The following is a 12987-nucleotide window of genomic DNA, read 5'->3' as shown; positions in this document are numbered from 1 at the left end:
CGAGAACCAGTGCCCCAGGAAGAAGCGCGTGTCGGGAAGAACCGCGCCCCGTGGAGAACCGCACACCGGGAAGAACCGGCCGCCGGGAATGACCGCACACCCGGAATGACCGCGTCGCGAGGAGCGGCGCGGTTCATTTCCTCCAGAGCTGCTGCTTCAGCCTATCTCCGTTGCCTTGGCAGCCGCCGTTCGGGACTTGCTCCGGACGGCCATCGTCTTCCGCGCCCACGCTCTGACCGAGGTGCGCAGGTCGAAGAGCAGGGCGTAGACGGCGCGGTCGAGGGGAGGCAAACCGTACCTCTCGATGCGTTGGACGTCGGCGAGCATCCGCTCGTCGAAGTGCGCCTGCCAGTCACCGATCTCCCCTTTCCGGAAGAATCGTTCGGCGCCGGCCTTGCCGCGGCGCGCCCGCATCGAGGAGAGCGAAGTGGCCTCCTTGATGCGAGCTATCTCCTCGTCGTCGGGCTCGAGGCTCAGCACGGCCGCTATCCTCCGCACCTCACCTGCGAAGTCGCGCTTGAGCGATTCGAACGAGGAGACGTAGACGTTAGGGTGCGGTTCCTTCCAGGTCTCGTGGTAGCGCCGGACCTCGAACGCCTTGTAGCGGCCCACCAGCCAGTAGTACTTACGGAAACTCCAGTCCACCCGGTACATCCGCGTGAAGTGGTAGTAGTGCGACACGACCGTGTCTGGCAGGTTCCTGGTTATGTCGAACACGACCACGTCCTCGTGCGAGAGGAGCAGTTCCCTGACCCTCTTGCCCCCGTAATGCCCTTTCGAAACGTAGTCGTGGTCGTGGTGGCAACGGCTCTCGAGGAACTCCTCGAGCCGAGCCGGGTCGACCCAGGCCTGACGGAAGACCTGCTTACGGTAGGGCGCCGGGATCTCTTCGAACTTCTTGAGCTCGGTGAGGATGGTCAGCAGCCAGGTCGATCCGGACTTGTAGGCACCGTTGGCGAGCACGAACATCGGAAGTCCCCCTTCCACCAGGCCGGTCTGTCGACGACTGATGATTCCGGTTCGACTATGCACCGACTGTCGGGAAGGTCGTTCGCCAGCTGTCACTTCCGATCGGTCAGGGTCGCGTGCTTCCACCCGTTCCTGCGGCCGTGGGCGCCGCAGCCGCTACCGCTCCCACCCGTTCGACGATCAGGTCCGCTACCTCCTCGGCCCTCCTTCGCAGGCTCTCCAGATCGCTGCTCTCCACGAAGAGCACCTCGCCGCGGCCGGGCTGCAGCCGCTCGAGCGCCTCGCGCACCGCTCGGGTGGCGGCCGTTCCGGCCGGCGAGACCTTGAGACGCAGCTGGTCCCTGGAGTTCCCCCTGAGCTTCCGCCGGGCCCGTATCTCCTCCTCCGGCGCGTGGACGAAGAGCACCAGGTCGGGGAAGCGGACCAGGCGCCGGAGCCGCTTCTCCACCCGAGCGGGATCCTGCAACGGCATCCGAACGGTGAGGGTGAGGATGAGTTGGAAGATGCCCTCATCGAGAAGGTGCAGGCCGGGAGAGCGGTCGATGCGCCAGGTCTGGTAGCGGTAGTGCCAGAACCTCTTCTCGTGGATGAGCAGGTCCTCGCGCGTGAGCGGTGCCCAGCTGGTCCACAGCGGCCGCGTGTATAGCGAGCCCACCGATCGGAAGAGCCGGAAGCCGGCGCGCTGGGTCGCACGGACCGGGGTGAGCCTGTCGTGCTCGACCCCTAGCGCCTGCAACCGGTCGCGGAGGAAGCGGACGAACGTCGACTTCCCTACGCCCCGCGGTCCCACGGCTTCGACGAGGAAAGTCGATGAGGCTGTGGTGCCGGCCTGGAACCGGTTTGACGGGAACATCCTATAGGCCTCCGTGTGGCCCTATTCAAACCCGAACTCAAGCTACTCCGCAGTTAGATCGCTCGAACCGCTCCTGAAATACAACTTCCGCTACCGGCGCTGGCGGCGCGCCGCGGCGGGCGAGTGTGACGGTCGAAAGTGGCCGACGTCACCCTGCTGCTACTGTGCCGGGATGGGCAACGGCAAGCGGGACAAGTCCAAGACCCTGCGGCGTATCGCCGCCTACCGGCATCTGCTGAAGAGTCCGCCAACGGACGAGAGATTCCTCATCTGGAGTCAGAGCCGCTGCGGAACGACCCTGCTCACGCGCCTTCTCGACTCGCACCCGAGGGTCGACTGCGAGATGGAGCTGCTCGCCAGATGGGTGCCGTGGCCGGAACTCTACGTGGAGAGCCAGCGCCGCAGAGTGAGAGCCGAGTACTTCGGCTTCAAGGTGTTCGTCCACCATCTGGTCAGGGATCAGCGGATGGGCCGCCCGAAGGAGTTCCTCGATCGGATGCACGACCGCGGCTACCGGATCATCTATCTGAAGCGGGAGAACCTGCTGCGTCACTCGCTATCCCAGTACCTGAGGCGAGCCACCGGCGTCACGCATGCGACCAGCGATGGGGTGGTGAGCAGACGCTATGCGATCGACGTCGACTTGCTGCTCCGGCACATGAGGGACCGGGAGGAGTTCTGGTGCCTGGCAGAGGAGGCGTTGAGCGGCAAGCCCTACCACTACCTGTCGTACGAACGGGACCTCCAGGACGGGCGAAGCCACCAGAGGACGCTCGACGGCGTCTTCTCGTTCTTGGGCGTCGAGAGCGCTCCGGTCCACACCGACCTGAGGCGGATAAACGACAGGCGGCTGGTCGATCTGATCGAGAACTACGACGAACTGGCGGCGGCGCTGCGCGCAACCCCGTACGAGATGTGGCTCGACGAGACGCCCAGCGAGATCGGCGGGCAAAAGGTTTAGCCGTCACAGGCAGTTCGAAGCAGCTGTCCGTATCATTCGGACGTAATCGAAGGGGGGAAATGTGAAGGCAGTAATCCTGGCGGGAGGCTTCGGTACCAGGCTGCAGGAGGAAACGGTACTGCGACCGAAACCGATGGTGGAGATCGGCAACAAGCCGATCCTCTGGCACATCATGAAGTTGCTCGATGCGAACGGCATCAAGGAGTTCATCATCGCTCTGGGCTACAAGGGCGATTTCATCAAGGAATACTTTCTCAACTTCTACGCCATCAACAACGACATCTCGATAGACCTGGGCAACGGTCTCACGACCATCCACGACGGCAATCAGCCGGACTGGAAGATCGATCTCGTCGACACCGGCCTTAGCACCATGACCGGCGGCCGCCTCAGGCGGCTCAAGCCGTGGCTCGAGGGGGAGGACACTTTCCTCTTCACCTACGGTGACGGCGTCGCAGATCTGGACCTGCGGAAGCTCAAGGCGTTCCACGACGGGCATGGCAAGCTGGCGACGGTGACCACGGTCAAGCCCCCGGCGCGCTTCGGTAACCTGGCTTTCGAAGGGGACAAGGTCACGAACTTCTACGAGAAGCCGAGCGACGGCGAGACCTGGATCAACGGCGGCTACTTCCTGCTCGAGCAGAGAGCGATCGACTACATCGACGGTGACGACACGGTCTGGGAGAAGGACCCGGTGGAGCGTCTCGTGCGCGATGGGCAGATGATGGCGTACCGCCACCGCGGCTTCTGGTCGTGCATGGACACCCTCAAGGAGAAGAACATGCTGGAGGAGATGTGGGCCTCCGGCGAGGCCCCCTGGAAGATCTGGGAGAGACAGGAGCAGAGGCAACCTGAACTGGCGCACTGACGGGCCGGGCGCTACTGCTCGACGAAGACCCCTTCGGCGCTACTCAGATTGACAAATGCGTCGGCCAGGTCCACGAGACTCTGGCCGACGCTCTCCTTGAATGCCAGCACCTCGACGCGCTTGCCCCGGGCCTGCGCCAGTTCGAGGATGGGAACGAAGTCGGCGTCCCCTGAAGCCAGGGCGACCACATCGAGGTGATCCCAGGCGCGAACGATGTCGGCCGCGATGCCCATGTCCCAGTCGCCCTCCATCACCGTCCTGCCGCTCTCGTCCTGACGGTGGATCCGCACCTTCCGTCGCCGCACCCGGTAGCCCAGCAGCGAGAGCTTGGTGAAGAAGCCGTAGGCAGAGGCGTCGCCGTCGCGTTCCACCACGTACGAAGTGGCGTGGGCGAGCCTGCGGCCGCGCAGGGCAAGTTGCAGGAGCGCCTCGTAGTCGACGTGCCGGTCGAAGTTGTCGCGCGCTCCGTAGTAGAGGTTCTGCGTGTCCACGAACAGGCCGATCCGCTGCTCCGGCCACTCACCAACGACTCTGCCGGCGCTTTCCGACGTCATGAGCGAGTCTAACCGGCGCACGGCCCGGCCGCTCAGTTCAGCTCGCTTTCCAGGAACCTGGCCATGATCAGATTGTCCTCGAACCCCTCCTCGGTCCGTATCTGCCGGCGCTCGCGGCCCTCGAGGACGAAACCTTCCGAGCGGTAGAGCTCGATCGCCGCCTCGTTGTTGGCGCGGACGTTGAGGCTGACCTTCCTGACGCCCACCGTCGCCGCCCAGTCGAAGCCGGAAGCCAGCAGGCCACGGCCCAAGCCGTGGCGCCGCCAGCGGGGCGATACCGCCAGGGTGAGGTTGGCGACGTGACGGAGACGGGTCGAAGGCAGGCGGTGCAGTTCGAGCCAGGCACACAACTCGTCGCGCGCCTGACGTTGCGACGCCACCAACCAGAGCGACATGTTGGCGTCGAGCGCGCGGATACGGGCGGCCAGCACGCTCTCGCTGGGCGGTCCGTCGCCCACGAACCAACGCTCCTCGTCGTAGATGAGGCGCTGCAGCTCGTGCAGCGCCCTGGCGTCAGAGGGGGTAGCCCTGCGGGTCGAGAACTTGAGCCGTTCCGGCGACACCCGGCAAGTATTCCACGGGCCTGCCTAGTTCGCAGCGGACCTCGGATACGCGGCGACCCTGACCGCGCGCCCCGGCTGCTAAGGTTGTGTCCGTTGAAGGAGGCCTCCCTTGCAGAAGCTGATCACCGCCGAGTCGGTCACCGAAGGGCACCCTGACAAGCTCGCCGACCGCATCAGCGACAGCGTGCTCGACTCGATACTGGCGATCGACCCCGACGCCCGGGTCGCGGCCGAGACGATCCTCACCACCGGCCTCGCCCTGATCGCCGGCGAGATCACCACCGACGGCTACGTCGACCTGCAACGGATCGTCCGCGACACGGTGCGGGAGGTCGGCTATACCGACGGTGCGTACGGCATCGACGCCGACCACTCCGCCGTCCTGATCGCGATCAACGAACAATCGCCGGATATCGCTCGTGGGGTCGACCATGCCGTGGAGGCCGATTCGGGCGACCGCTACGACCTGCTCGGAGCGGGCGACCAGGGGCTCATGTTCGGCTACGCCAGCGACGAGACCGACGAACTGATGCCGCTCCCGATAACCCTCGCGCACAAGCTCGCCAGACGCCTGGCCCAGGTGCGCCAGGACGGCACCCTGAAGTACCTGCGGCCCGACGGCAAGGCGCAGGTGACGGTCCGCTACGAGGGCGACCACCCGGTCGGAGTGGCGACCGTAGTCCTGTCGGCGCAGCACGATCCCGACGTGGAACTCGAGCAGTTGCGCAGCGACCTCGCCGAGAAGGTGGTGCGCGCCGTCATACCCGAGGAGTTGCTGGCCCAGAGCCGCCTGCTCATGAACCCTACGGGCCGGTTCGTCGTCGGCGGTCCGCAGGCCGATGCCGGCCTCACTGGCAGGAAGATCATCGTCGACACCTACGGCGGAGCGGCGCCCCACGGCGGCGGCGCCTTCAGCGGCAAGGACCCTACCAAGGTCGACCGCAGCGCCTCCTATTACGCCCGCTACATGGCCAAGAACATCGTCGCCGCTGAACTCGCGCGCCGCTGCCAGGTGCAGCTAGCCTACGCGATCGGGGTCGCTCACCCGGTGGGCCTCTACATAGACACCTTCGGCACCGGGAAGCTCGACGACGAGAGGCTCGCGGCGCTGGCCGCCAGGTCGTTCGACGCGAGGCCGGCTTCGATCATCGAGCAGCTCGATCTGCAGCGACCTATCTACAAGGACACCAGCTCATACGGTCACTTCGGCCGGGAAGGCTTCCCCTGGGAGAGAACGGACCGGGCCGAAGAGCTGGCGAAAGAGGCGCTGGCGAGGGCCTGAGGAGAAAACCCACGGACCCGAAAGGCCGCAGCAGCACGAGCATCGCTGCGCAGCCGGTGTGTTACAACATTGCCATGGCAAGAATCGTGCTGGGGAATCGCGATGGCGCCCTCGCCCTCGCTCAGGCAAGGAGTGCCGTGAGCGAACTCGCCGCCGAGTGGCCCGACGTGCACCTGGTCCAGCGGACCATCCCCGCGTCACAACCCGACGGAGACTTCCCGGCACTCTTCGGCGCGCTCGAGAAGGGCAACGTTCATATCGCTCTCGTGAGCCTCGAGCGACTTCCCGAGGCTCTTCCCGAAGGCATCGCCCTGGCTGCGGTGACGAAACGGCTCGAGCCGAGGAGCGCTCTGGTGGCCAAGGGGAGGGCCGGCCTCGTCGACCTGCCGGCCGGCACCCGTGTAGGCGTCCTGAGCGAACGAGACAGGACCTTCCTGTGGGCCTCCGGTCACGACTTCAACGTGGAACTGCTCTCCGGCATGATCGACCGCGACCTGGGCCTGCTCGCTTCGGGTGACCTCGACGCGCTCATCCTCCCCTGCTCGACGATGATGGCGCTCGAGCGTCGCGACCGTGTCACGGCTCTGCTCGAACCGGAGTCGTTCGTTCCGGCGGTCGGCCAGGGCTCTCTGGGCCTACTGGTGCGGGAGGACGATGACATGTCGTTCGAGATCGCCTACACCCTCCAGCACCGCCCCAGCTTCGATCGCTTCGCGGCAGAGCGCTCCTTCCAGCAGGCGCTGCGCGAGGAGGGGTTGTCCGTTGGCGCGCTCGCCTCGGTGGCTCCCGACGGCGAGCTGACCCTGCTCGGGGCGGTGGCGCAGAAGGAGGGGCCGGTCCTCCAGGGCACGGTCAGCGGGGAAGCGTCGGAGGCCGAGGAGTTGGGGCGCGAGCTCGCCCAGGATGTGCTCGAGCAGCTCAAGCGCGTGAGGGCCTGAAGCCTGTCAGTAAGGCTACCCCAAGTGGTTGCCGTCACGAAGCAAGTACGTTGACCGGCGCTGTGCCGAGTCTTGCGCGTGACCCTCGAAGGACGACCTCATAGTGACGGCTTCGTCACGCCTGATCCGCTCGCCGCATAGGCAAACGTCGAGCAGGAGTCCAGCGCGCGGGGCCGATGGCTTCACCGTCGAACTGCTCGGCGCCCGCGGCGTGGGCAAATCCACCCTCGCCAGGCTCCTGGCCGCCGAGTTGCGCGCTATGGAACTACTGGCCGTGCCCACCTTCGCGCCCGGAGTGCGGGCCAAACTGTCCCGTCACCTGACTACCCTGGGAGACCGCTCGCGGTTCATCTACTCCTCCCTCGCCTGGAGGCCGCTGTCGGCAAGGGACCTGAAGACGTTCCGCAAGCGCTACCGGCGCCTGAGGCTTCGCTCCGTCACGCCCTACCAGGGGCGGGGCGTCCATCTCTTCGACGAGGGCGTCTTCCAGCTCATCATGGAGCTGCAGGCCAAGACCGCGCAGAAGGACATCAGGCGGATAGCCCGGCGCCTCTCCACGCTCCTCCCCTCTCCCGACCTGGTGATCGTCGTGGAGGCGAGCGATGAGACCATCGCGGCTCGGAGGCGGATGCGCGGGAACGCGCGCGACCTGCTGCGCCCCGAGGTCGCTCCCTGGGAGCGCGCGGCGCTGACCCACACCAGAACTCTTCTCGCCGAACTCGAGGCCGCCGGTCACCAGGAGGTCCTCGTGGTCACGAACGACGAGGAGCGGAGCCCGGCGGAGATCGCCAGCGAGCTGGCCGAGTACTTTGCTCTCCGCTACTTCCATCGGGCGCCAGCGGCATTGGCCGCGGGTGACTGACTCAGCCGGCTTTCGCCTTCGCTTCTGCCCGGTTCTCCGCCAGGATCTTCTCGGCCAACGCCTGTGGCACGACATCGTAGTGGTCGAGCTTGAGCGAGAACGCGCCCCGGCCACCGGTCATCGATCGCAGGTCGGGTGAGTAGCTCTGCACCTCGGCCATCGGCACGTGGGCGCTCACGACGCTCACCGACCCCTCGCTGTCCATCCCCTGGATGCGGCCGCGGCGGGTGTTAAGGTCGCTGATCACGTCGCCGGTGTAACGGTCGGGCACCCGCACCTTCAAGAGCGCCACCGGCTCGAGAAGCACCGGCTTGGCCTTCATCATCGCCTCCTTGAAGGCGTGCGAGGCGGCTATCTGGAAGGCGATGTCCTTGCTGTCCACCGGGTGGTCCTTGCCGTCGAAGACGGTCGCCTTGACGTCCACGACACCGTAGCCGCCCATCGGCCCCTCCTCCAGGGCGGCTCTGATCCCCTTCTCGCAGGAGGGGATGAACTGCGACGGTATCGTTCCGCCCACCACCTCGTTCGCGAACTCGAAGCCGGCGCCGCGGGGCAGCGGCTCGACCCTCATCGCCACCTCGGCGAACTGGCCCGCGCCGCCCGTCTGCTTCTTGTGGCGGTAGCGCGACTCGGCCCGCCCGGTCACGGTCTCCCGGTAGGCGATACGCGGCCGGGCGGTATCCATCCCGGCGTTGAAGCGCTCATCGAGCATCCTGATGGCGACCTCGAGGTGGACGTGGCCCATCCCCCAGAGGACCGTCTCGTTGGTCTCGGAGTTGCGCTCGAGCTTGAGCGTCTGGTCGGCCTCCAGCAGCTTGCCCAGCGCTTCGCCCATCCGATCTTCATCGGCGCGGGTGCGAGGCAGCAGGGTGAGGGCCATCACCGGTGAAGGCAGGCGCAACGGCTGGAGCCGAACCCTCGACCCAGGAATCGTCAAGGTGTCGCCGGTATGCAGGGCATCGATCTTGGTGAGGGCTCCGATGCTGCCCGCCGCGAGCTCGCTCACCTCGATCAGGTCCTTCCCCTTGGGCACGTAGAGGTGGCTGACCTTGACCTCCTCGGCCCGCTCGTTGTCGTAGATCGCGTCGCCGGCGCGCAGCTTGCCGCCCAATACCCTGATGAGCGAGACCTTGCCCAGATACGGGTCGATGGTGGTCTTGAACACCCGTGCGCAGAAGGGCGCGTCGACGCCCAGCTTCGGCGGCTCGCCCTCGAGGGTCGGCAGCGGCTTGTGGTCCTCCACCGGCCGCACGCCCTGGGTCATGAAGTCGAGCAGCAGCGAGACGCCCATCACCTTGGTGGCCGACGTCAACAGCACCGGCGTGAGCTCGTTGCGCCTCACCGCCCTGTAGAACGCCTCGAGGAGCGCCTCGTTGCCTATCTCGGCGTCCTCCAGGTAGCGCATCATCAGTTCGTCGTCGGTCTCGACGACCGACTCGACCAGGCGCTCGCGGTACTCCTGAGCCACACCCAGGACCTCGTCGGGAATCGGCGATTCGAGCGGCTCGCCGTCGGGCCACAGGTAGGCCTTCATCTTCAGGAGATCGACGATGCCCTGGAACTCCTCGGCCTGCCCTATCGGGATCTGGATCGCCGCGATGTTGCCCGAGAGGCTCGACTCGATATCGGCCATCGTCCGGAAGAAGTCGGCGTTCTCCCGGTCCATCTTGTTGATGACGAAGAGGGTCGAGAGTTCCCTCTCGAAGGAGCTGTTCCACACCCGCTCGGTCCCTACCGCCACACCTGAAACCGCCGACACCACTATCATCGCGGCGTCGGCGGCCAGCTGGGCTCCGCGAATCTCCCCGACGAAGTCGGCGTACCCCGGGGTGTCGAGCAGGTTGAAGGGGTGTCCCTTCCAGTTGAGCGGAAAGACCGAGCTGTAGATGGAGATCTTGCGGCGCTTCTCCTCGGGCGTGTAGTCCGAGCTGGCCGTGCCCTCCTCCACCGAGCCGAGCGTTTCGATTTCACCCGCCCTGTAGAGCATCGCCTCAACCAGCGATGTCTTCCCCGCCCCGCTGTGGGACAGGATCGCGACGTTCCGGGTATCTGACATCTCCTGGTCCTTTCCACGGCCGACTACACATCGAGCCGGTTTCCTGAGGAACCTGGGGGCAACGCTCGCGCTACTTCGAAATGTTCAGGAAGTATAGCAGGCTGCCCGCGGCGCTGCCGGGGCGGGAGGTGCTGCTCTTCGGCCCGGTTCGGCTCAGATTGGGGCATGAACGGGCGAGCGGTCCGGATCGGGATAGTGCTGGGCGTGGCGCTGATGGGAGCGGTGGACGAGATCGTCTTCCATCAACTGCTGCAATGGCACCACTTCTTCGCGGCCACCACGGCCTACTGGCGGATCTTCTCGGACGGACTGTTCCACGCCTTCACCGCTTCGCTCTGGCTGGCGGCCGCTCTCATGCTCTGGCGACATAGAGACGAACTCGCCGGTCTACCCGGCAGCCGAGCTTTCTGGGGCGGGATCCTCACCGGCGCCGGAGGGTTCCAGCTCTTCGACGGAACGGTCGACCACAAACTCCTGAAGTTGCATCAGGTCCGGATGGGGGCCGAGAACCTGTGGCTCTACGACGCCACCTGGATAGCGTCGGGGCTGCTGCTCCTGCTCGAGGGGTGGGTGTTGGTCGCGCACTCTTGTGACGGATGAGAAGAGCGGTGTTGTGACTTCGCTTACATTCGGACGGTAGGAGCCGAAAACGCTACCCGTCGTACCAGCCTGCGGCTGGCGTCGGCGGACTCGTCGTCCATCACGAGCACGACCGAGTGGGGCAGTACCCATGGGGTGCCCGTGCGCCGCTTCGATCGGAGGCGACATGAAGAGCGCGGTCGACGTGCAGGAACCCTTCGATGCTGCCCTTCCCGGATCGGCGGCCCGGGGGCGGGAGGGCAACCGCCTGCTTCTGCTCTCGGAACACTTCTATCCGACCGAAGCTACCTGTGGACGGCTGCTGACCGCACTGTCCGAGGACCTCGTCGCCCAGGGCCTGGAGGTCTCGGTATTGACCTCGTTCTCGGTCCACAGCGCCAGCAGGTCCAAATCGCGCCGCGAAACGTACCGGGGGGTGGATATCTGCCGGGTCCGTTCCCTGCGCCTCCCGCGCTCACGGGTACTCTGCAGGCTGCTCAACGAGATGAGCCTCACCCTGACGATCTTCCTGAATGCGCTTCTCCGACCCGGACTCGAGCGCATCATGGTCACTTCCAGTCCACCGTTCCTCGCTCCGGCCGCTGCCCTGGTTGCTGCGATCCGCCGCGTACCGCTGATCTATCTCGTCATGGACGTATACCCCGACATCGCGGCCGTGACCGGGCATCTCGAACGCGGCTCCCTCCTCTACAGGACGTGGGACGCGGTCTGCCGATTCGCGTTGAAACGCTCGACCCGAGTGGTCGTACTTGGCGAGTGCATGCGGAACGTCATCCGCGCCAAGACTGCCGGCGAGGAGGTCGCGATCGAGGTGGTCCCCAACTGGGCGGACGGCGAGGAGATCTTCCCCATCGCCGACGATGAGAACCGCTTCTTCGCCTCTCACCCTGGGCTGGAGGGCCGCTTCCTGGTCCAGTACAGCGGCAACTTCGGCCTGTTCCACGACTTCGAGACGATCATCGACGCGGCCGAGGCGTTGAAAGACCGGGAAGAGATCCACTTCCTGATCATCGGCAAGGGGGCGAGGAAGCGTTGGATCGAGGAACAGATCGCCGGCCGAGGTCTGAACAACGTCACGCTGCTCCCCTACATGCCTCGCAGCGAACTGAACTTCTCGCTGAACGCACAGAGCGTGTCCCTGGTGACACTCGAACGTGGCACCGAGGGCTTGAGCGTGCCGAGCAAGTTCTACCCGCTGCTGGCGGCGGGTAAGCCGGTGATAGCCGTGATGAACCAGGCTGCCGAGGTTGCCCGGGTGGTGGAGAACGAGGGCGTCGGGGTCGTGGTGGAGCAGCAGGACGTCGAGGGACTGGTGGCGGCGATCGAACGGCTTAGCGAATCGCCTCGACTATGCGCCCTCATGGGACAGAGGGCACGGGAAGTGCAGCAGCGGAGGTTCGACAGGCGCCACGCGGTCCGGCGCTACATGCGGCTCATTCGCTCAGTCTCACCGGCTGACCGCTCAGTCTCACCCGCCGATCGCTCCGTCTCAGCCGCGGACCGCTCAGTCTCACCGGCTGGCCGCTCCGTCTCACCCGCCGATCGCTCCGTTTCACCCGCCGACCGCTTCCTCTTACCGGCCGAGCGCTCGCTCTTACCGGCCGACCGCTCTCTGAGCGGACCCGAAACCGGTCGACTGCGGCCAACCGGCCACCTGCGGCCCGAGAGGGGTTGAGGCCGGCCTTCTGCTCGTTGGCCGACATCCCCGAACGAGCGTCCTCCCACCCGGCGCAAGCCGCCGAACCGGACACTCCGCTGCTATGCTCGACCGGTGGTCAACGAACGGGAACTGAAGTTCTCGACGCAGCTCGAAGGTGAGCCCAACGCGGCCGAGCTGGAGCGGTCGCTCGCTGCCGCCGGCTTCGACCTCGGTCCGGCGGCCCGTGTGTACAACAAGGACCGCTACTTCGACGACGCCAGGCTGAGCCTCTCGCGGGCCGGACTCGCCCTGAGGCGCCGGATGACCGATGGGGAGGTCGTGGCCACGCTCAAGACTCGCGGGCGGGTAGAGGGTGCGCTGCACGAGCGCGAGGAGATCGAACTGCCGATGGAGGGCCGCGAGTGGCCCAGGCCGATCCTCGACAGGATAGAGACCATCACCGCACCGGGCATGGTCCAGACCCACACGATCATCGAGACCGAAAGGGTCCGCTACGCGGTGCTCGAAGCGGGCAGACCGGCTGCTGTGCTCGCCTTCGACAGCGTCACCGCACGCACTCCGCACGCGGAGCGCACCGTCGGCTTCACCGAGGTCGAGATCGAAGCCCACGGGCCGACCGGCATCGACACCCTCGAACGGATCGCCGGCGCCGTCGACGGGGTCGTTCCGCTCACCGCCAACTCGACGACGAAGCTGGAGCGCGTCCGCCAACTGCTGATGTTCGGCGGCTGGGACGAGTGATCCCGCACCGTATTGCAGGGCGCGCTTCGCCTTCGAGCACCGTTAGCCAGAAGCGTCGCGGCGCGAAGCGCGACCGGCGG

The 12987-nt window shown here is 66.1% G+C and carries 13 protein-coding genes; 8 read left to right on the top strand and 5 right to left on the bottom strand.

All coding sequences use genetic code 11. The features are described from left to right. Positions 1-156 precede the first annotated feature (156 nt). Positions 157-969 (bottom strand): sulfotransferase domain-containing protein, encoded by an 813-nt coding sequence (locus VF168_06960; protein ID HEX7003908.1) that lies wholly within the window; start codon positions 967-969, stop codon positions 157-159. A gap of 106 nt (positions 970-1075) precedes the next feature. Further along, on the bottom strand, positions 1076-1822 hold the full coding sequence (locus tag VF168_06955; protein HEX7003907.1) for a hypothetical protein: 747 nt from the start codon (positions 1820-1822) through the stop codon (positions 1076-1078). Between the two features lie 172 nt (positions 1823-1994). On the opposite strand from VF168_06955, the gene VF168_06950 reads away from it, so the two are divergent. Further along, a complete protein-coding gene (locus VF168_06950; protein ID HEX7003906.1) occupies positions 1995-2783 on the top strand; it encodes a hypothetical protein in 789 nt (262 codons plus the stop codon). 61 nt (positions 2784-2844) lie between these two features. Further along, the gene (rfbF, locus tag VF168_06945) at positions 2845-3651 is read left to right on the top strand and encodes a glucose-1-phosphate cytidylyltransferase (GenBank protein HEX7003905.1); all 807 of its coding nucleotides are present in this window, start codon (positions 2845-2847) and stop codon (positions 3649-3651) included. 11 nt (positions 3652-3662) lie between these two features. Here the strand turns inward: rfbF and VF168_06940 are convergent, their stop codons facing one another. After that, a complete protein-coding gene (locus tag VF168_06940) occupies positions 3663-4205 on the bottom strand; it encodes an NYN domain-containing protein (protein ID HEX7003904.1) in 543 nt (180 codons plus the stop codon). Positions 4206-4237: 32 nt separating this feature from the next. Next, positions 4238-4768 (bottom strand): GNAT family N-acetyltransferase, encoded by a 531-nt coding sequence (locus VF168_06935; protein ID HEX7003903.1) that lies wholly within the window; start codon positions 4766-4768, stop codon positions 4238-4240. Between the two features lie 109 nt (positions 4769-4877). Here VF168_06935 and metK point away from each other — a divergent pair, with 109 nt between their 5' ends. From metK to VF168_06920, 3 genes are all read left to right on the top strand, one after another. After that, positions 4878-6050, top strand: a complete 1173-nt coding sequence (metK, locus tag VF168_06930) for a methionine adenosyltransferase (protein ID HEX7003902.1) — start codon at positions 4878-4880, stop codon at positions 6048-6050. 74 nt (positions 6051-6124) lie between these two features. Next, on the top strand, positions 6125-6988 hold the full coding sequence (locus tag VF168_06925) for a hypothetical protein (GenBank protein HEX7003901.1): 864 nt from the start codon (positions 6125-6127) through the stop codon (positions 6986-6988). A 103-nt stretch (positions 6989-7091) separates the two neighbouring features. Next, positions 7092-7850: a hypothetical protein gene (locus VF168_06920; protein HEX7003900.1), complete on the top strand. Its 759-nt coding sequence runs from the start codon at positions 7092-7094 to the stop codon at positions 7848-7850. Between the two features lies 1 nt (position 7851). Here the strand turns inward: VF168_06920 and fusA are convergent, their stop codons facing one another. Next, positions 7852-9906 carry an elongation factor G gene (gene fusA / locus VF168_06915; GenBank protein HEX7003899.1) on the bottom strand — a complete coding sequence of 685 codons (2055 nt, stop codon included), beginning with the start codon at positions 9904-9906 and terminating at the stop codon, positions 7852-7854. A 165-nt stretch (positions 9907-10071) separates the two neighbouring features. Here fusA and VF168_06910 point away from each other — a divergent pair, with 165 nt between their 5' ends. The 3 genes from VF168_06910 to VF168_06900 all read left to right on the top strand — a co-directional run bounded on the left by VF168_06910 (position 10072) and on the right by VF168_06900 (position 12907). Then, positions 10072-10506 (top strand): DUF2243 domain-containing protein, encoded by a 435-nt coding sequence (locus VF168_06910; protein ID HEX7003898.1) that lies wholly within the window; start codon positions 10072-10074, stop codon positions 10504-10506. Positions 10507-10672: 166 nt separating this feature from the next. Further along, positions 10673-12181: a glycosyltransferase family 4 protein gene (locus VF168_06905; protein ID HEX7003897.1), complete on the top strand. Its 1509-nt coding sequence runs from the start codon at positions 10673-10675 to the stop codon at positions 12179-12181. Positions 12182-12277: 96 nt separating this feature from the next. After that, positions 12278-12907, top strand: a complete 630-nt coding sequence (locus VF168_06900) for a CYTH domain-containing protein (GenBank protein HEX7003896.1) — start codon at positions 12278-12280, stop codon at positions 12905-12907. The last annotated feature ends 80 nt before the right edge of the window (positions 12908-12987 follow it).

The sequence above is a fragment of the Trueperaceae bacterium genome, assembly GCA_036381595.1.
Classification (GTDB): Bacteria; Deinococcota; Deinococci; order Deinococcales; family Trueperaceae; genus DASVCN01.
The sequence above is the reverse complement of the archived record's forward strand: the minus strand, read 5'-3'. Positions and strand labels throughout refer to the sequence as shown.

What these genes read in the sequence shown, in the direction of transcription:
- VF168_06960 (HEX7003908.1), bottom strand. Translation starts at nt 969, where the DNA reads ATGTTCGTGCTCGCCAACGGTGCCTACAAGTCCGGATCGACCTGGCTG.
- VF168_06955 (HEX7003907.1), bottom strand. Translation starts at nt 1,822, where the DNA reads ATGTTCCCGTCAAACCGGTTCCAGGCCGGCACCACAGCCTCATCGACT.
- VF168_06950 (HEX7003906.1), top strand. Translation starts at nt 1,995, where the DNA reads ATGGGCAACGGCAAGCGGGACAAGTCCAAGACCCTGCGGCGTATCGCC.
- VF168_06940 (HEX7003904.1), bottom strand. Translation starts at nt 4,205, where the DNA reads ATGACGTCGGAAAGCGCCGGCAGAGTCGTTGGTGAGTGGCCGGAGCAG.
- VF168_06925 (HEX7003901.1), top strand. Translation starts at nt 6,125, where the DNA reads ATGGCAAGAATCGTGCTGGGGAATCGCGATGGCGCCCTCGCCCTCGCT.
- fusA (HEX7003899.1), bottom strand. Translation starts at nt 9,906, where the DNA reads ATGTCAGATACCCGGAACGTCGCGATCCTGTCCCACAGCGGGGCGGGG.
- VF168_06910 (HEX7003898.1), top strand. Translation starts at nt 10,072, where the DNA reads ATGAACGGGCGAGCGGTCCGGATCGGGATAGTGCTGGGCGTGGCGCTG.
- VF168_06905 (HEX7003897.1), top strand. Translation starts at nt 10,673, where the DNA reads ATGAAGAGCGCGGTCGACGTGCAGGAACCCTTCGATGCTGCCCTTCCC.